This is a genomic window from Cytobacillus gottheilii (genome assembly GCF_018582665.1).
GTDB lineage: Bacteria > Bacillota > Bacilli > Bacillales > Cytobacillaceae > Cytobacillus > Cytobacillus gottheilii.
Genome location: NZ_CP071709.1, coordinates 1,771,559 through 1,788,641 on the forward strand (window position 1 = coordinate 1,771,559; position 17,083 = coordinate 1,788,641).

At 38.4% G+C, this 17,083-nt stretch carries 19 protein-coding genes; 14 read left to right on the forward strand and 5 right to left on the reverse strand.

Going from position 1 to position 17,083, the window contains the following annotated elements; translation table 11 throughout:
- The first annotated feature begins 654 nt into the window (after positions 1 to 654).
- From pdhA to lpdA, 4 genes are all read left to right on the forward strand, one after another.
- On the forward strand, positions 655 to 1,770 hold the full coding sequence (gene pdhA, locus J1899_RS08815; protein ID WP_066447075.1) for a pyruvate dehydrogenase (acetyl-transferring) E1 component subunit alpha: 1,116 nt from the start codon (positions 655 to 657) through the stop codon (positions 1,768 to 1,770).
- Positions 1,771 to 1,773: 3 nt separating this feature from the next.
- On the forward strand, positions 1,774 to 2,751 hold the full coding sequence (locus J1899_RS08820; RefSeq protein WP_066447071.1) for an alpha-ketoacid dehydrogenase subunit beta: 978 nt from the start codon (positions 1,774 to 1,776) through the stop codon (positions 2,749 to 2,751).
- A 62-nt stretch (positions 2,752 to 2,813) separates the two neighbouring features.
- Positions 2,814 to 4,157 (forward strand): dihydrolipoamide acetyltransferase family protein, encoded by a 1,344-nt coding sequence (locus tag J1899_RS08825; protein ID WP_066447067.1) that lies wholly within the window; start codon positions 2,814 to 2,816, stop codon positions 4,155 to 4,157.
- 3 nt (positions 4,158 to 4,160) lie between these two features.
- Positions 4,161 to 5,570, forward strand: coding sequence for a dihydrolipoyl dehydrogenase (lpdA, locus tag J1899_RS08830; protein ID WP_066447064.1), 1,410 nt, complete (start codon positions 4,161 to 4,163; stop codon positions 5,568 to 5,570).
- A 94-nt stretch (positions 5,571 to 5,664) separates the two neighbouring features.
- Here the strand turns inward: lpdA and J1899_RS08835 are convergent, their stop codons facing one another.
- Positions 5,665 to 6,045, reverse strand: a complete 381-nt coding sequence (locus J1899_RS08835) for a hypothetical protein (protein ID WP_066447060.1) — start codon at positions 6,043 to 6,045, stop codon at positions 5,665 to 5,667.
- Positions 6,046 to 6,599: 554 nt separating this feature from the next.
- Between J1899_RS08835 and J1899_RS08840 the strand changes: the two genes are divergently transcribed.
- Complete coding sequence (locus J1899_RS08840) at positions 6,600 to 6,839, forward strand: hypothetical protein (RefSeq protein WP_066447053.1); 240 nt, start codon at positions 6,600 to 6,602, stop codon at positions 6,837 to 6,839.
- Positions 6,840 to 6,982: 143 nt separating this feature from the next.
- Complete coding sequence (locus J1899_RS08845) at positions 6,983 to 7,858, forward strand: polysaccharide deacetylase family protein (protein WP_066447050.1); 876 nt, start codon at positions 6,983 to 6,985, stop codon at positions 7,856 to 7,858.
- 16 nt (positions 7,859 to 7,874) lie between these two features.
- Here J1899_RS08845 and J1899_RS08850 read toward each other — a convergent pair whose 3' ends face one another.
- Positions 7,875 to 8,216, reverse strand: a complete 342-nt coding sequence (locus J1899_RS08850) for a hypothetical protein (protein WP_066447048.1) — start codon at positions 8,214 to 8,216, stop codon at positions 7,875 to 7,877.
- A 187-nt stretch (positions 8,217 to 8,403) separates the two neighbouring features.
- On the opposite strand from J1899_RS08850, the gene J1899_RS08855 reads away from it, so the two are divergent.
- On the forward strand, positions 8,404 to 8,691 hold the full coding sequence (locus tag J1899_RS08855) for a DUF3055 domain-containing protein (RefSeq protein WP_214478438.1): 288 nt from the start codon (positions 8,404 to 8,406) through the stop codon (positions 8,689 to 8,691).
- A gap of 509 nt (positions 8,692 to 9,200) precedes the next feature.
- Positions 9,201 to 9,323 (forward strand): GapA-binding peptide SR1P, encoded by a 123-nt coding sequence (locus J1899_RS08860; RefSeq protein ID WP_082851693.1) that lies wholly within the window; start codon positions 9,201 to 9,203, stop codon positions 9,321 to 9,323.
- Positions 9,324 to 9,508: 185 nt separating this feature from the next.
- Here J1899_RS08860 and J1899_RS08865 read toward each other — a convergent pair whose 3' ends face one another.
- Positions 9,509 to 10,984: an aminotransferase class I/II-fold pyridoxal phosphate-dependent enzyme gene (locus tag J1899_RS08865; RefSeq protein WP_066447041.1), complete on the reverse strand. Its 1,476-nt coding sequence runs from the start codon at positions 10,982 to 10,984 to the stop codon at positions 9,509 to 9,511.
- Between the two features lie 288 nt (positions 10,985 to 11,272).
- Between J1899_RS08865 and J1899_RS08870 the strand changes: the two genes are divergently transcribed.
- Positions 11,273 to 11,548 (forward strand): UPF0223 family protein, encoded by a 276-nt coding sequence (locus tag J1899_RS08870; protein WP_066447037.1) that lies wholly within the window; start codon positions 11,273 to 11,275, stop codon positions 11,546 to 11,548.
- Between the two features lie 51 nt (positions 11,549 to 11,599).
- Here the strand turns inward: J1899_RS08870 and J1899_RS08875 are convergent, their stop codons facing one another.
- Complete coding sequence (locus tag J1899_RS08875; protein ID WP_214478439.1) at positions 11,600 to 12,220, reverse strand: YktB family protein; 621 nt, start codon at positions 12,218 to 12,220, stop codon at positions 11,600 to 11,602.
- A gap of 214 nt (positions 12,221 to 12,434) precedes the next feature.
- On the opposite strand from J1899_RS08875, the gene J1899_RS08880 reads away from it, so the two are divergent.
- The 3 genes from J1899_RS08880 to J1899_RS08890 all read left to right on the forward strand — a co-directional run bounded on the left by J1899_RS08880 (position 12,435) and on the right by J1899_RS08890 (position 14,148).
- A complete protein-coding gene (locus J1899_RS08880; RefSeq protein WP_066447031.1) occupies positions 12,435 to 12,629 on the forward strand; it encodes a hypothetical protein in 195 nt (64 codons plus the stop codon).
- A gap of 258 nt (positions 12,630 to 12,887) precedes the next feature.
- On the forward strand, positions 12,888 to 13,688 hold the full coding sequence (locus tag J1899_RS08885; protein WP_214478440.1) for an inositol monophosphatase family protein: 801 nt from the start codon (positions 12,888 to 12,890) through the stop codon (positions 13,686 to 13,688).
- Positions 13,675 to 14,148: a GNAT family N-acetyltransferase gene (locus tag J1899_RS08890; RefSeq protein ID WP_066447025.1), complete on the forward strand. Its 474-nt coding sequence runs from the start codon at positions 13,675 to 13,677 to the stop codon at positions 14,146 to 14,148. The genes J1899_RS08885 and J1899_RS08890 overlap by 14 nt, the downstream gene beginning before the upstream one ends.
- Before the next feature lie 188 nt (positions 14,149 to 14,336).
- Here the strand turns inward: J1899_RS08890 and J1899_RS08895 are convergent, their stop codons facing one another.
- Positions 14,337 to 14,522 carry a YlaF family protein gene (locus J1899_RS08895; RefSeq protein WP_066447023.1) on the reverse strand — a complete coding sequence of 62 codons (186 nt, stop codon included), beginning with the start codon at positions 14,520 to 14,522 and terminating at the stop codon, positions 14,337 to 14,339.
- Between the two features lie 273 nt (positions 14,523 to 14,795).
- Here J1899_RS08895 and typA point away from each other — a divergent pair, with 273 nt between their 5' ends.
- Positions 14,796 to 16,640 carry a translational GTPase TypA gene (gene typA / locus J1899_RS08900; RefSeq protein ID WP_066447020.1) on the forward strand — a complete coding sequence of 615 codons (1,845 nt, stop codon included), beginning with the start codon at positions 14,796 to 14,798 and terminating at the stop codon, positions 16,638 to 16,640.
- 24 nt (positions 16,641 to 16,664) lie between these two features.
- Entirely contained in the window at positions 16,665 to 16,976 is a 312-nt protein-coding gene (locus J1899_RS08905) for a YlaH-like family protein (RefSeq protein ID WP_066447018.1), read from the forward strand.
- Positions 16,977 to 17,083: the final 107 nt, after the last annotated feature.

The following is a 17,083-nucleotide window of genomic DNA, read 5'->3' on the forward strand; positions in this document are numbered from 1 at the left end:
CTTAACTGTGAATAAAACAATGACTTGAACAAAGAAGAAGCAAGCGGAATTTCCTGTTTAGGGTGAGTAAAGTGTCATGTAGAGGAAAGAGTGTTAGGATGATTCATTTAGTTGTTTCTTTCATCTTGTCGAAATTTGTATGTTGTACGAAAAACTATTATATGGAAAAAATAATTCCTATTGATGCTTTAGTATAACACGAGATAAATTTATTTCTTTTATAATACAGATGATGATTATCGGGTGATACAGTTCCTTTTATTTGGAATACACTTAAAAAAGTTATTCAATCAAAAAAAACAATAGTTCATTTGATTGACTAGATATCGATAATTATATTAAACTATAAATCGTATGAGGCGTGTATCAATTTTGTTGCAAAAAGGATTGATACAGAATAAGATGGTAATGGGAGAAAAAATAAAGACGTTTTTATACATCTCATCTGTGGGAAAATAATAGAGAAGCTTTATTATTTTTTGCTGAAAGGGTTTCCTTTAAACAGCTGCGCACGAAGATTATCATTTGCAGGATGTTTTTTCGTCTTTATTTGACAAATTGTAATCTAAACTGCGGCAAACTTGGGCAACCTATAAATTGTGTATTTTTACTCATATGAATGACGTCTTTTTAAAAAAAGAAAGGGTGACTTTGATGGCTTCAAAAACGAAGAACACACATTTCGATGCGAAAAAGCAACGCGAAAAAGTGGAAGAACAGTTTCAGACGCTACAGATTTTAAATGAAGAGGGCAAGATCGTTAACGAATCTGCAATGCCTGAGTTATCAGATGAGCAATTACAGGAATTAATGCGCCGTATGGTTTATACTCGCATTCTTGATCAGCGCTCAATTTCATTAAATAGACAAGGCCGTTTAGGTTTCTATGCACCTACAGCTGGCCAAGAGGCTTCTCAATTAGCTTCTCAATTTGCTCTTGAAAAAGAAGATTTCATTCTTCCTGGATACCGTGATGTTCCTCAAATCATCTGGCATGGCTTACCTTTATCTCAAGCTTTCCTATGGTCAAGAGGACATTATGAAGGTGGAAACATCCCTGAGGGTGTAAATGTAATCGCTCCTCAAATTATCATTGGTGCTCAGTATATTCAAGCAGCTGGTGTAGCGCTTGGTATGAAAAAACGCGGTGAGAAAGCTGTTGCAATCACTTATACAGGTGATGGCGGTGCTTCTCAGGGTGATTTCTACGAAGGAATCAACTTTGCGGGTGCATACAAAGCTCCAGCAATTTTCGTTGTTCAAAATAACCGTTTCGCAATCTCTACACCTGTAGAAAAGCAATCTGCTGCTGGCACAATTGCTCAAAAAGCTGTAGCTGCAGGGATTCCTGGAATTCAGGTTGATGGAATGGATCCTCTTGCTGTATATGCAGCTGTTCGCGATGCTCGTGAGCGCGCTCTTAATGGCGAAGGTCCAACATTAATTGAAACATTAACATACCGTTATGGCCCGCACACAATGGCTGGTGATGATCCGACTCGCTACCGTACATCAGACCTTGATAATGAGTGGGAGAAAAAAGATCCGCTTGTCCGTTTCCGTAAGTTCCTAGAAGAAAAAGGCATCTGGAATGAAGAAATGGAAAACGAAGTGATCGAAAAGGCGAAGGAAGATATTAAAGATGCAATTAAAGTTGCTGATGATACTCCTAAGCAAAAAGTTACTGATCTAATGGAGATCATGTACGAAGAAATGCCTCAAAACCTTAAAGAACAATATGAAATTTATAAAGAAAAGGAGTCGAAGTAAGCCATGGCGCAAATGACTATGATTCAAGCAATTACTGATGCCTTGCGCACAGAATTGCGCAATGACCCGAATGTACTTGTATTCGGTGAGGATGTAGGCGTAAACGGCGGAGTTTTCCGTGCGACAGAAGGCCTGCAAAAAGAGTTCGGCGAAGATCGCGTATTCGACACGCCTCTAGCTGAATCCGGAATCGGCGGGTTGGCAGTTGGCCTTGGTTTACAAGGATTCCGTCCAGTTCCTGAAATTCAATTCTTTGGTTTCGTTTATGAAGTAATGGATTCCATTTCCGGCCAGCTTGCTCGTATGCGCTACCGTTCTGGCGGACGCTACAACGCACCAGTAACAATTCGTTCACCATTTGGCGGCGGCGTACATACTCCTGAGATGCACGCTGACAGCCTTGAAGGATTAATGGCACAGCAGCCTGGTCTTAAAGTGGTAATCCCTTCTTCTCCATATGATGCAAAGGGACTATTAATTTCTGCTATTCGTGATAATGACCCTGTCATTTTCTTAGAGCACATGAAATTATACCGCTCTTTCCGTGAAGAGGTACCTGAAGAAGAATATACAATCCCATTGGGTGTTGCTGAAGTTAAGCGCGAAGGTACAGATGTAACAATCGTGACTTACGGAGCAATGGTACATGAAGCATTAAAAGCAGCAGATGAGCTTCAAAAAGATGGTAAATCAGCTGAGGTTATTGACTTGCGTACAGTAAGCCCAATCGATATTGAAACAATTATTGCTTCTGTTGAGAAAACAGGCCGTGCAATCGTTGTTCAAGAAGCTCAGAAACAAGCTGGTATTGCAGCGAATGTTGTTGCTGAAATCAACGACCGTGCAATTTTAAGCCTTGAAGCTCCAGTATTGCGTGTAGCTGCTCCAGATACAGTGTTTGCGTTCCCGCAAGCTGAAACGGTTTGGCTTCCAAATTTCAAAGATATTATCGAAACAGCTAATAAAGTACTTAATTTCTAATTGGCAGGGGGGGTTACCCCCTTTTATGAAATAGAAAGTAAATCAATAGGAGGTTGAATTCAGTGGCATTTCAATTTAGATTGCCTGATATCGGTGAAGGTATCCATGAAGGCGAAATCGTAAAATGGTTTGTTAAACCAGGCGATGAAGTTCAAGAAGATGATGTATTATGTGAAGTTCAAAATGATAAAGCGGTAGTAGAAATTCCATCTCCAGTTAAAGGGAAAGTTGAAGAAATTCATGTTGGAGAAGGTACTGTTGCAACAGTTGGAGAAGTTCTAATTTCTTTCGACGCTCCAGGATATGAAGACTTGAAATTTAAAGGTGATCACGATGATGAAGCACCTGCTGCCGACAAGAAAACAGAAGCACAAGTTCAAGCAACTGCTGAAGCTGGTCAGGAAGTAAAGAAAGAAGAAGCTCCAGTTCAAGAAGAGAAAAAAGAAGGTGTAGCAATTTCTCAAACTGATGTGGATCCAAACCGCCGCATTATTGCAATGCCATCAGTTAGAAAATTTGCTCGTGATAAAGGTGTTGACATTCGTCAAGTCGCTGGAAGCGGAAAGAACGGCCGTGTCCAGAAAGATGATATCGAAGCATTCTTAAATGGCGGAGCTCAAGCAGCTGCTCCAGTTCAAGAATCAGCACCTAAAGCAGAAGAAACTGCAGCACCTGCAGCAGCTGCGGCTGTTCCTGCTGGAGAATATCCAGAAACTCGCGAAAAAATGAGCGGAATCCGTAAAGCAATCGCGAAAGCTATGGTAAACTCTAAACATACGGCACCACACGTTACTTTAATGGATGAAGTTGATGTAACAAAACTAGTTGCTCACCGCAAGAAATTCAAAGAAGTAGCTGCAAGCAAAGGAATCAAATTAACATTCCTTCCGTATGTAGTAAAAGCATTAACAAGTGCATTACGTGAATTCCCAGCATTAAACACATCACTTGATGATGAAGCTGGCGAAATCATCCACAAGCATTATTACAATATCGGAATCGCAGCTGATACTGAAAAAGGCTTGCTTGTTCCAGTTGTAAAAGATGCTGACCGTAAATCACCATTTGCAATTTCAAACGAAATTAATGAACTTGCAGGCAAAGCTCGTGATGGTAAACTGGCACCTAACGAAATGAAAGGTGCTTCATGCACAATTTCTAATATCGGATCAGCTGGCGGACAATGGTTTACTCCAGTAATCAATCACCCTGAAGTAGCAATTCTTGGTGTTGGCCGTATCGCAGAAAAGCCTGTTGTGAAGGATGGCGAAATTGTTGCTGCACCAGTTTTAGCATTGTCATTAAGCTTTGACCACCGTATGATTGATGGTGCAACAGCTCAAAATGCACTTAACCACATCAAGCGTTTACTTAATGATCCAGAACTATTGTTAATGGAGGCGTAACAAATGGTAGTAGGAGATTTCCCGATTGAAACAGATACTATAGTCATTGGTGCAGGTCCAGGGGGATATGTTGCAGCTATTCGTGCAGCACAGCTTGGTCAAAAAGTTACAATTATTGAACGCGGCAACCTTGGAGGCGTATGTTTGAATGTTGGATGTATCCCTTCCAAAGCATTAATCACTGCTGGTCACCGTTATGAAGAGGCACAAGGTTCTTCTGTAATGGGAATTACGACTGAAAACGTTAAGGTTGACTTTTCAAAAGTGCAAGAATGGAAAGGCAGCGTAGTTAAGAAGCTTACAGGCGGTGTTGAAGGCCTTTTAAAAGGAAACAAGGTAGATATCGTTCGCGGTGAAGCATACTTTGTTGATGCTAACACACTTCGTGTAATGGATGATAACTCTGCTCAAACGTATACTTTTAAAAATGCGATTATCGCTACTGGCTCACGTCCAATCGAATTACCAACTTTCAAATACACAAAGCGTGTTCTTGACTCTACTGGTGCATTAGCTCTTGAAGAGATTCCTGAAAGCATTGTTGTAATTGGCGGAGGTTACGTAGGTACTGAGCTTGGCGGAGCATATGCAAACTTTGGCACGAAAGTAACAATTCTTGAGGGTGCAGATGATATTCTGAATGGCTTTGAAAAACAAATGTCATCTCTAGTAACACGCAACCTTAAGAAAAAGGGTGCTGAAATTATTACTAAGGCACTTGCAAAAGGTGTTGAAGAAACAGAAACTGGCGTTACAGTTAAATATGAAGTGAGCGGCGAAGAGAAGTCTGTAGACGCTGACTACGTATTTGTAATGGTTGGACGCCGTCCAAACACAGATGAGCTTGGTCTTGAGCAAGTAGGCATCAAGATGACTGATCGTGGAGTAATCGAAATTGATAAGCAATGCCGTACTAGCGTAAGCAATATCTATGCTATCGGTGATATCGTTGAAGGTCCTCCACTTGCTCATAAAGCTTCTTACGAAGGTAAAATTGCTGCTGAAGCTATCTCTGGCCACAACGCTGAAATTGACTATTTAGCAATTCCTGCTGTTGTTTTCTCTGAGCCTGAATTAGCAACAGTTGGTTATACTGAGAAGCAAGCAAAAGATGAAGGAATCGATGTAGTTGCTGCGAAGTTCCCATTCGCAGCTAACGGCCGTGCACTTGCACTAGATAGCACAGACGGATTCTTAAAGCTTGTAACTCGTAAAGAAGATGGGTTAATCATCGGTGCTCAAATTGCTGGTACAAATGCTTCTGATATGATTGCTGAACTTGGTTTAGCGATTGAGTCTGGAATGACTGCAGAAGACCTTGCAATGACAATCCATGCTCACCCAACTTTAGGTGAAATCACAATGGAAGCTGCAGAAGTAGCTCTTGGAATGCCAATTCACATTGTAAAATAAAGTAAAAAGATCCTTCTCAATTGAGAAGGATCTTTTTTATTAAGGATTTGAAAAAAGACTTCAGTTGTATAGAAGTCTTTTTTTAACTATATATTTATTCATACTGTTCAAGTGCGTTTTCAATTGGTTCTATAATTTGATCTTTTTTTACAATTCCATCTACCTTTACGAGTGTCTGATCTTCATATACTAAAACCATCGCTGGACTGCGCTCTAACTCAAATTGATCTAAATATTGCTTTTTATTTTCATAAATAATCTTCATATTTTTTATGGCTTCTGGGTATTTTTGCTTTAATTCAATGATAGCATCATAATAAGCCACTTCTTGACGATAATTTGCCTCGTCAGAAAAGAACAGTATTTGTTGTATATCTTCATTAATCTCCAGGTCAGGCGACTCTGCTTTACTGCAAGAGGAGGATGTTAAGATAAATAGAGCACTAAATAAAAGTAAAAGCATGCCTTTCATCATTTCTCTGCCTCACTTTACACACAATTTTTCCGAAATCTTACAAATTGCCCTCTATACATAAGTATTTTATCACGGTCTACTGCCGAAACCGCAAATGTCACCTAAATGTTATATAAATGAAAAATACAAGCAAAACCTTCAACATATATTTCAAATAAACCAGGTTTTCATTATCAAAAAAAGGGGAGAGTAAATAGAAAAGCGGAAGGCGCTTGCTCAGGGACGACAAGCTTAAGACAAAACAGGTGAAAGGTCGTACTTTGACCTTTTGACTGGATTGGCTTAAGACCTCGAGTCCCTAGCGCCTGCAGCTGGACAGAAGAAATGCGGAGGCGGCTCGACCAGCTGCGACAAGCATAAGGCAAGCTGGCCGGAAGGTTGTACTTTAACCTTTTGGACAGATTGACTTATGACCTCGAGCAGCTAGCCGACGGAGCTAGACAAATAGAAAAGCGGAAGGCGCTTGCTAAGCCCTGTTTGCGAGGAGTAAAGGTTAACTTTAAATTTCTAGAAAATCCATAAATTTAGTGTATTTAAAAGGCGGTGATGATGGTGTGAAGGTTTATACAGCAGTTATCATACAGCTCATTATATGGAGCGGGTTTACCTTTATTGAATGGCTTTCGAAGTATGATCAATTAGTATTTAAAGCGTTAATGTTTTTTGTGTTTCTTTATCTTGCTGTCATCATTGGCCATTATATTATAAAATCCACACGAAAGACATTTGTTGCAACGATGGTAAGTTTAGCGGTGTATGGTTCTTTTCATGCCATTATGGCCGTAGTGGTTTGAGTAAAGAATGTTTAGGGTATATTTCTTTAGTTATGCGCTCCAGATCTTCGTAAAGAAGTTCTGTACATTCTTGAGTCAGCTAAGATTTGTCTTCATTGAAATTGAAAAGCACTAGTTTATAATTAGGAGCGAGGAGGGACAGCATGAGAATAAAAAGTATATTTGCACTGCTTCTGACATTCATTTTTTTACAAGGCTGTGCAACTGATAATGAATCCAATTCTGCTGAAGAGGTGAATGGACAAGCATCGCAGGAGCAGACGGAAAGCAATAACCATTCTGAGCTAGAGAAACAGGATCGTGAAGAAGAAGAACAAGCAGAGGGAATGAATGAAGAAGAGGAAGAAACTCAGTCTGCAGCAGGCTCACAAGAAGCAGAAAGTAAAGAAGTTGAAAAACAATATCAAATTAATGAAAATACATGGACAGTAGATCCTATTTCAGATGCGAATCCAAAAGTAGCTCTTTTAACCATTGATGATGCACCGGATGCACATGCATTAAAGATGGCGCAGACTCTAAAAAAACTTGATGTAAAGGCAATCTTTTTTGTTAACGGTCATTTGATTAACTCTCCTGAAAAGGAAGATGTCATAAAAGAAATTTATGATCTTGGATTTGCTATTGGGAATCATACATATGGACACAACAATTTAAAGGATCTATCAGAAGAAGAGCAAAAGCAAGAAATAGTAAAGGTTAATGATATGGTTGAAGAAATAACTGGAGAAAGACCACGATTCTTCAGAGCACCTTTTGGTTCTAATACAGACTATAGTAAAAAGGTAGCTGCAGAAGAAAATATGACCATCATGAACTGGACATATGGGTATGATTGGGAGCAGGAGTATCAAACAAAAGAAGCAATTGCTGATATCATGGTCAATAGCCCCTATTTAAACAACGGTGCAAATTTACTCATGCATGATCGGCAGTGGACGATGGAAGCTATGGAAGACATTGTGACAGGTCTGCAGGCAAAAGGATATATTATTGCAGATCCTGAGACAATTAAATAATTATAAAAAAGGAGCCTTATTTAGGCTCCTTTTCTGCAGGCTTCCGGTCCATAAATCTTGCGATGATGGTATAAATAGAGAAGAAAAGCAGAAAAAAACAAAGCAGAGATAAAGCGAAAGGAATAACGCTAAAGTCTGTCTCTTCCTCAAATGGTGAATTGAACTCCACTATGACAGGATAGGAGGCAGTATCTTCCGGAAGCTCCTTTACTTGTCCTAAATAAGGAAATGGTGCACCAAAAACAGCTTTATATGGGAGCTCAGCAGGTTTGTCTGCAACAAATGCATTAAAAACGAAAGGCGAAATAAGTGTAAATGCTAAAGATAGCAAAAGGATTACAACAATTTTTTTATTCATCTGACACCTCAAAGTATGTATAATCATTTAGTTTACTTGCGACGTATTAAGATCATGCCCTTAAATATTCTATCATTGAATAAAAACATATGACAACTTTATTAACGATTAATAATTATGGTTGTTAAAATGAGAAGTTCGCAATACAATAGTATTCTAAATAGTTTGAAAAAAAAGGAGGTGCCATATGGACAATTTTTCTAAAATTTATGATGAACATGAAAATGTAACTGTACGTTTTGCCGGCTTTGCAACCAAGTTAAAGCGTTATGATTTTGCTATCGTTTATACAAATCTATTTTATAAAAAACCTCTTGTGACCTGTATGCAAACTGGCCGTTCGATCCTCCTTGATCCGCTTGACCTCGAAGATTCGCATTCCTTGCAGAAAATATTCAAAATTGAAACCACAAATCAAACAGAAGATCTTGTTCAATTTTTCAAAGATGCGATCCCAGGAACACATGTTAGTTAAAGATGGTGTTTTGCGAAGCGCTTATCAAGTTGAACCTTATTGGACCAGTTGAAGTGAGAACACAGATGTTTGTGTGAAGAAAGGCTTGCAAATAGGCCAATCCTGCTTTTCCATTTTTTTATGCCAGTCTCTCAGTTCCTTTGAACACTAATTTTAAATGATTGTACTAAAACTTTACATTAAGCCCGAGCGACTAATAGTTGAAAAAAGCATACAGAGTCGTTCGGGTTTAACACTAACTTTCTTTGCGCATTGTAATAATCTCCAGTTTCCCTATGCATTCTCCAAACATCCAAATCTTCGTTCCCTTGATTAAACTCATTAACAGTCTGCTCAATTAAAAGTCATTCATATATGCTGTATTAATAATTATTATGACATACAATAATGTAAAATAATTAAATGTGTTATACAATTTGATCTTGATTTTAAAATAGTGTCATATTATTATAGATAATAGATAAAGCGCTTTCAATAAATGAATATGATATTAAGGGAGAGATGAGCAGATGGGTACAATCGTATGCCAAACTTGTAATTCAACTATCGAACATTTCGAGGATGAAAAGGTGACTGTATTATATTCAAAAGGAAGCTGCCAATGTGACCCGCCTAATCAGCAAGAGAAGTAAGAAACCGTAAGGCTGGTGCAGTCAAAAAGCTTTACAGTGAAGAAGTTAGTTTGAAAATAGATGGTGAAAACGACCAGTTTTTTAGCAAGTAATATAAAAGCCGCCCAATCAGATGGGCGGCTATTTTACATATTCGAAAGGCTTCATGATCAAAGTCTGCCCGAAATTAAAATGCATTTTATCTTTTATCGAATTGCCCGGTGTTCTTTAATAACCCGCAAGTATTTAAAGTCATAATCCTCTGGCCCTTGAACTGGCAATCCTGCTTCCATATTGGTTTTAATATAACGGAGGTTATCGGTCGTGATGATTTCTCCAGGTATAAAAATTGGAATGCCAGGAGGGTACACCATGATAAATTCAGCAATAATTCTGCCTTCAGACTCATCAAATGGAACAAGCTCTGTATCCGCATAAAAAGCGTCACGCGGAGTTAAAGCAAGGACAGGAATATGAGGCAAAAGTACCTCTTGAGTCGTATTAATCTTCTCAGCTTTTCCGTGATATTCAATCGATAACTCTCTTAAAGCATTGATTAGAATATCAGCTTCCTTCTCTGTGTCTCCTGGGGTGACAATACATAAAATATTGTACAAGTCAGACATTTCAACCTCGATGTTATATCGCTCTCTCAGCCATAGTTCAACATCGAAGCCGTTAATTCCCAGTTCCTTTACAGATATAATTAACTTTGTTGGATCGTAATCATAAGCAGCATGTGTCTCTAATACTTCTTCTCCTACACAATATAGGTGATCGAGTTCATTGATGCGTTTTCGAATGGACTGTGCCAATTGAATTGTTTTTTCAATTAGTTCATGTCCTTCCGTTGCAAGTCTTTTTCTGGCAACGTCTAATGAAGCGAGAAGAAGATATGAAGTTGATGTGGTAGTTAGCATGCTTAAAATCGATTGTACGCGCTTATGTGAAACGAGATTACCTTGCATATTTAAAACAGAGCTCTGTGTCATGGAACCGCCAAGTTTGTGAACACTTGTTGCGGCTAAATCTGCTCCAGCCTGCATGGCAGACATCGGCAGGCTTTCATGAAAATGAATATGAACTCCATGTGCTTCATCGACAAGAACAGGAACATTATATGAATGTGATATTTCAACAATTTTTTTTAAGTCTGCAGATACACCAAAATACGTTGGATTAATAACAAGTAATCCTTTTGCATCAGGGTGCTGCTCAAGAGCTCTTGCTACAGAATCTGTTGTAATACCATGAGATATCCCTAACTCAGTATCAATTTCGGGATGAATAAAAATAGGAGTGGCACCAGAAAAAACAATGGCAGACATAACTGATTTATGAACATTTCTGGGTACGATAATTTTATCGCCAGGGCCGCAGACGGACATAACCATTGTCATAATAGCTCCGCTGGTTCCTTGTACTGAGAAAAATGTATGTTCAGCACCAAAAGCTTCAGCTGCCAGGTCTTGTGCCTGCTTGATCATGCCTTTAGGCTGGTGCAGGTCATCCAGAGGTCCAATATTAATTAAATCAATAGATAATGCATTTTCTCCAATAAATTCTTTAAATTCAGGGTCAATTCCTGTCCCTTTTTTATGACCGGGAATATGGAATTGTACAGGATTCTTTTTTGCATGTGCCAATAAGCCGCTAAATAACGGTGTTTCAGTTTGAGACAATGTATTTCCACACCTCTTTAAATTCTAATTTGCAATAAAACATCTGCATTATAGCATTATTCATCGCCTTTGCATAGAAACTTCATACCCCATTAGTTTTCGGGTAAAAAGGATAAAATAAACATTCTTTCATTGGAGAATTTATAATCTTGTTTAAAAACATTTTATTCCATATTTTTAGACAGAGCAAAGCCCTTACAAGCATCACAAAAAAGAAGCTTACATGTTTGCGCTGGCATTCTACTTAGAGTAAAATCAGCAGGAGATAAAACGTAAGGAGGATGACCTTTGGAATATCAATATCCGATTGAACATCATTGGAAGACTGAAGAAATTATTGATGTAATCCAATTTTATCAAAGCATTGAAAGAGCATACGAAAAAGGGATTGAACGTGAAGAACTGATGAAGTCATACCGTCGCTTTAAAGAAATTGTGCCAGGAAAATCTGATGAAAGAAATCTATGCAATGACTTTGAGGAAATGAGCGGCTATTCCCCATTTCGTACAGTAAAAGCAGCTAAGGAAACTGAAGCTGGCAATGTAGTCAAAATGAAAAAGTAAAAAACCTCCCTTGGGAGGTTTTTTGTATTTTAATGTACCATTTCACTATGTTTACGCCATTTTATAGAAGGGTAATAATTTTTTAAATACATGATCTGCAGCTGTGATAAAGTCATTGCCATTCATCTTTATAGCATCCTCACGGCTAATGTTAACGCCACAGAGAATTTCAGCTTTTTTGACAGTTTGCAGACGGATAAATAGGTTTTTAAGTTCATCTTTTGATAAATCACTGTGTTTGTAAACTCCAGGCTTCGTATGATCGCCTGACCAAACAAAATCTTTTGGAATTTCATGATAAAGTTTATCAAGATGATCCTCTAGCTTTTTACCGTATTCTTCTTTATTTGGAGCTTCATAAATCATCGCAAACCAAATGAAAACATGTGTTTCCCAAAGACCAATTTGAAAATGAGGCAGCATTTTATAACCGCGGGGGCTTGACGCAAATGCAACCCAAGTATCATTTGGCGGGTTTTTGGTTCTTCTGGCATGACGGGCAACATGCGGAAAAATCTCATGTCCAGTCTCGGCCGATAGCACCGTTGAGAAGTGTTTGCCTAAATCTTCTAGCTTTGGGCGGATGGTAGTCTTTAGAGCATCCATTCGTTCATCAAGACCATCTATAGTGAAGACCGAAAAATCATCATTTGTAAAACCTGAAAATGTCATATTGAAACCTCCTCTTACTATGTCAAATATTGTAGCATAATCTGCAGGCAAAGAAGAAATAGAATGCATGAGATTAAAAGGTAGGTTATCGCACAATTTTGTTGCAATTCAGAAGACAGAGCATAAGATAATAGTAAAAATAATCAGAAAATTTAAGACTTGAATATCTTTTAAGAAAAACTTTGTTGATAACTTGGAAGGGGTGTATTGTCTAATGAAACAACTTGTAAATTCAACCAAAACGAAAAAAAGCGAAAAGGAAAGAACAGCAGTATTAAGATTGGAACTTGATTATGAGCTGGCTACTTTATTTGATGCAATGACAAGCGAGAATGACAAGTTGAAAACAACAACAAAGCAGAAGCTTGAAAAAATCAGACATGAGCTTCTCAAGCTAAAAGCTTTATAAAATGTAGTTAAGAAGGGGAAAATGGGGAAAAATGTTCTTAATATCTATACAACAGGATTAAAAACGAACTTCCATCATTCGTGGGAGTTCGTTTATTGATGTTAAAACCAACATGAACTTCGCAATCAATGTGCAGTTGTTATATTCGTGAAACTTGAATATTTTGCAGGCTTATTTTAAGCTAAAAGTATTTTAAACAACTTGAAATAACAATCTGGAGATAAAATAAAATAGCCTATAGAAAAGGATGTTAACTATATGACAGATTTAAAAAAGATTGATACATATGCAAAAAAGTGGATTAAAGAAGCAAGTGATAGAATAAAGGATTCTTTTTCTAAAGAATTAACCATTCAGACAAAGTCACATGCTAATGATTTAGTAACGGATATAGATCAGGCAACAGAGCGTTTTTTTATCGAAAAAATTAACAGTGTCTTTCCGGATCACCGTATCTTGGGAGAAGAAGGCTTTGGAGATGATGTTCAGTCATTAGAAGGCATTGTGTGGATCATTGATCCTATTGACGGCACGATGAACTTTGTGCATCAGCAGCGTAATTTTGCTATTTCAATTGGAATCTTTGAAGATGGAGTTGGGAAAATCGGCCTCATTTATGATGTTGTTCATGATGAACTGTATCATGCCATTTCAGGTGAGGGGGCATACCTCAATGACTTAAAAATTCCTCAGATGCGCAAAACGAAACTAGCTGAATCAATCTTAGGTTTAAATGCAACTTGGGTGACAGAAAACAGACGGATTGATTCAAGTCTTTTAACACCTCTTGTAAAAAAATCCCGAGGTACACGCTCATATGGTTCAGCTGCTTTAGAAATTGTTTATGTGGCAACTGGCCGGATTGATGCATACTTAACGTTAAGGCTCGCTCCCTGGGATTTTGCGGCAGGGTTGATTATCATTGAAGAGCTTGGAGGACGTGCAACAAACCTAAGGGGAGAAAAACTTAATATGCTCGAAGGCGGCTCTGTCTTTTTTGCCAATGAAGAATTGCATGATGAGATCATGAAGGATTATCTTCATAATGGAAAATGGTAATCTTTCATGGAGAATGCTTGGAAAATCAGATTATCCCTTCTTCGAAAGTTTAATTTCACAGAGTTCAAAGTGGAAGGAAATTGAATTAGGAGATAGGACTCTTGAAACCTTTTTGAAGGATCATGAGTATGCAGGAGGGGAATGGAGAGTATGGGAACTGGGCGGAACTCCTATTTCCGTATCTCACCACACTCAGTCTTCACCTTCAAATAAAAAGCCTTGGCTTGGAACATTGCTTGTTCATTCTGGATTTAGAAGAAAAGGCTTTGGTGAAAGGATTTTAGACAAGCTCTCGGATGAAATGAAGGATAAGGGTCATAAAGCAATTTATGCGGGTGTTCCGATCATGGAAAATGAGTGGATTTCTTTCTTATCAGAATGCGGCTATGAACAATTCAAGCTTGAAAAAGACAAGCAAGATGTCCAGTATTTAATTTTTGTCAAACCGACGATGATGTAGCGTAATAAGTGATGGAGGAGGTGCAGCAGATATTGCTGCACTTTTTTCAGTTATTAAAAGTTGTAGGGAAACTAATAAAGCTGTTTAGTTTTTTATGAATTTAGGATGAAATTTAAATTTTTTATACTTTCTACTTACAAACCTGCAACACGTAAAAAGGCGTCCGCTTTGGATCGCCCTTTTAAACGCTACAATAATCCTTTTTCGCGCATTTTCTTTTTTGTCTTGAAGCCAAAACCCATTACAACAAATAAACCAGCAATACATGCTAGAATGCCTAATATACTTCTTTCACTAATGGCAATTCCAATTGCTCCAATACATATAGCAGCGGCGACCGCACAAGCTAATAAAGGCCATTGAATCTTTTTCATTATCGCCATTCCTTTCCGCAGGGCTGTTTTGTCTGTGGCGATGGCCGCATCAAAAACATGTTTGCTTACCCTTTCAATTAGATGCTTTCTGTTCTCTTTTTACCATACAATGATGGAAAAACTCTAGTAATACTCTATAAAAGCTATTCTTAATAAATATTTTACATAAAAAGCTTTTAGCTTTCTAGTTTGTTTATGGTATAATGTTTCAGTTATCGTATAAAAATGAAGCTAAAAGCTATTATTTGATAAATAGGCTAGGAGGAAAATTTTTTGAAACTCAGAGAAAATATTCGTAATATTGCTATAATCGCGCACGTTGATCACGGTAAAACGACGCTTGTTGACCAGCTTTTAAAGCAATCTGGTACATTTAGAACAAACGAGCATGTAGAAGAGCGTGCAATGGATTCAAATGATATCGAAAGGGAGCGCGGTATTACCATTTTGGCTAAAAATACTGCAATCCAGTACAAAGATACACGCATAAACATTCTTGATACACCTGGACATGCTGACTTTGGTGGAGAAGTAGAGCGTATCATGAAAATGGTAGACGGCGTATTACTAGTCGTTGATGCTTATGAAGGCTGTATGCCGCAAACTCGCTTCGTGCTTAAAAAGGCGTTAGAGCAAAACTTAACACCGATTGTTGTTGTAAACAAAATCGACCGTGACTTTGCTCGTCCTGAAGAAGTAATTGATGAAGTACTTGATTTGTTTATTGAATTAGATGCAAACGAAGATCAGCTTGATTTCCCAGTTATTTATGCATCTGCTATCAACGGAACAGCTAGTGTGGATCCAGATCCTGCAAAGCAGGATGAAAACATGCAGTCTCTATATGAGACAATTGTTGATAATATTCCAGCACCAGTTGATAACAGTGAAGAGCCGCTTCAGTTCCAAGTTGCACTTCTTGATTACAACGACTATGTCGGCAGAATCGGAGTTGGACGTGTGTTCCGCGGAACAATGAAGGTTGGTCAGCAGGTAGCTCTTATGAAGCTAGATGGCTCTGTTAAACAATTCCGTGTAACGAAAATCTTTGGTTTCTTTGGCTTAAAGCGTGAAGAAGTTCAAGAAGCAAAAGCTGGGGATTTAATTGCTGTATCTGGAATGGAAGATATCAACGTTGGGGAAACAGTTTGCCCAGTTGAGCATCAAGAGGCATTGCCGGTATTAAGAATTGATGAGCCTACTTTACAGATGACTTTCCTTGTAAACAATAGCCCATTCGCGGGTAAAGAAGGAAAATACATCACTTCACGTAAAGTAGAGGAAAGATTGCGTGCGCAGCTGCAGACAGATGTAAGCTTACGTGTTGAAAATACAGAATCACCAGATGCATGGATCGTTTCCGGCCGTGGTGAGCTTCACTTATCTATCTTAATTGAAAATATGCGCAGAGAAGGATTTGAGCTTCAGGTATCTAAGCCGGAAGTTATCATCCGTGACATTGATGGCGTAAGATGTGAGCCAATTGAGCGTGTACAAATTGATGTTCCTGAAGAGCATACAGGCTCTATTATGGAATCGATTGGAGCACGTAAAGGTGAAATGCTTGATATGGTGAATAACGGAAATGGCCAAGTGCGCTTAACTTTTAATGTACCTGCTCGCGGCTTAATCGGTTATACAACTGAGTTCTTAACGTTAACACGCGGATACGGAATTATAAACCATACATTTGACAGCTATCAGCCAGTTGTTGCTGGGCAAGTAGGTGGCAGACGTCAAGGTGTGCTTGTTTCTATGGAAAGCGGCAAATCTTCCACTTATGGTATCATGCAAGTAGAAGACCGCGGTGTGATCTTTGTTGAGCCTGGTACTGAAATTTATGAAGGTATGATTGTTGGAGAACATAACCGTGAAAGCGATCTTACTGTAAATATTACAAAAGTAAAACAAGCTACAAACATTCGTTCAGCGAACAAGGATCAGACAGCAACAATGAAAAAGCCTCGCATCATGACGCTTGAAGAAGCATTGGAATATTTGAATGACGATGAGCTTTGTGAAATTACACCTGAATCAATCCGTTTGCGCAAGAAAATTCTAGACAAGAACGAGCGTGAGCGTGTAGCGAAGAAGAAGAAACTAGCAGAAACAAACTAAGCTTTATGAGGGGGGCGAGAAGTTATGGTTGAAGAAAGATTATCTTTTTTCGCAGCTCTATTTAAAGTCCATGAAAACCCTGATTTAGGTATGTGGCTTTTGTATATTACAATAGTCCTCTTATCGATTTTAGTCTTTAAGCTAGGCTTTGCAAAAAAGCTCCCGCTGGGGAAATCAGTTGTGATTTACTCATTTCTGATCCTTGGCTGTACCCTGCTTACCTTTTTAGGTGTTTTCCTGCCTGTTGCAGAAGGCCTTGTGGTTGCTGCCTTAATTTTAATTATTTATAAAATTAGGCTCCATCAGGAAAAGAAGCAGCAAGCCAGTGCAGAATAATTGTATTTTCAGCTATGATGCATTGATTTTTAAAAAAGCCAGACGCTATAAGCGTCTGGCTTTTTTGATACCCTCTTCATTCAATCCTACTCCGTTGGATTGGAATC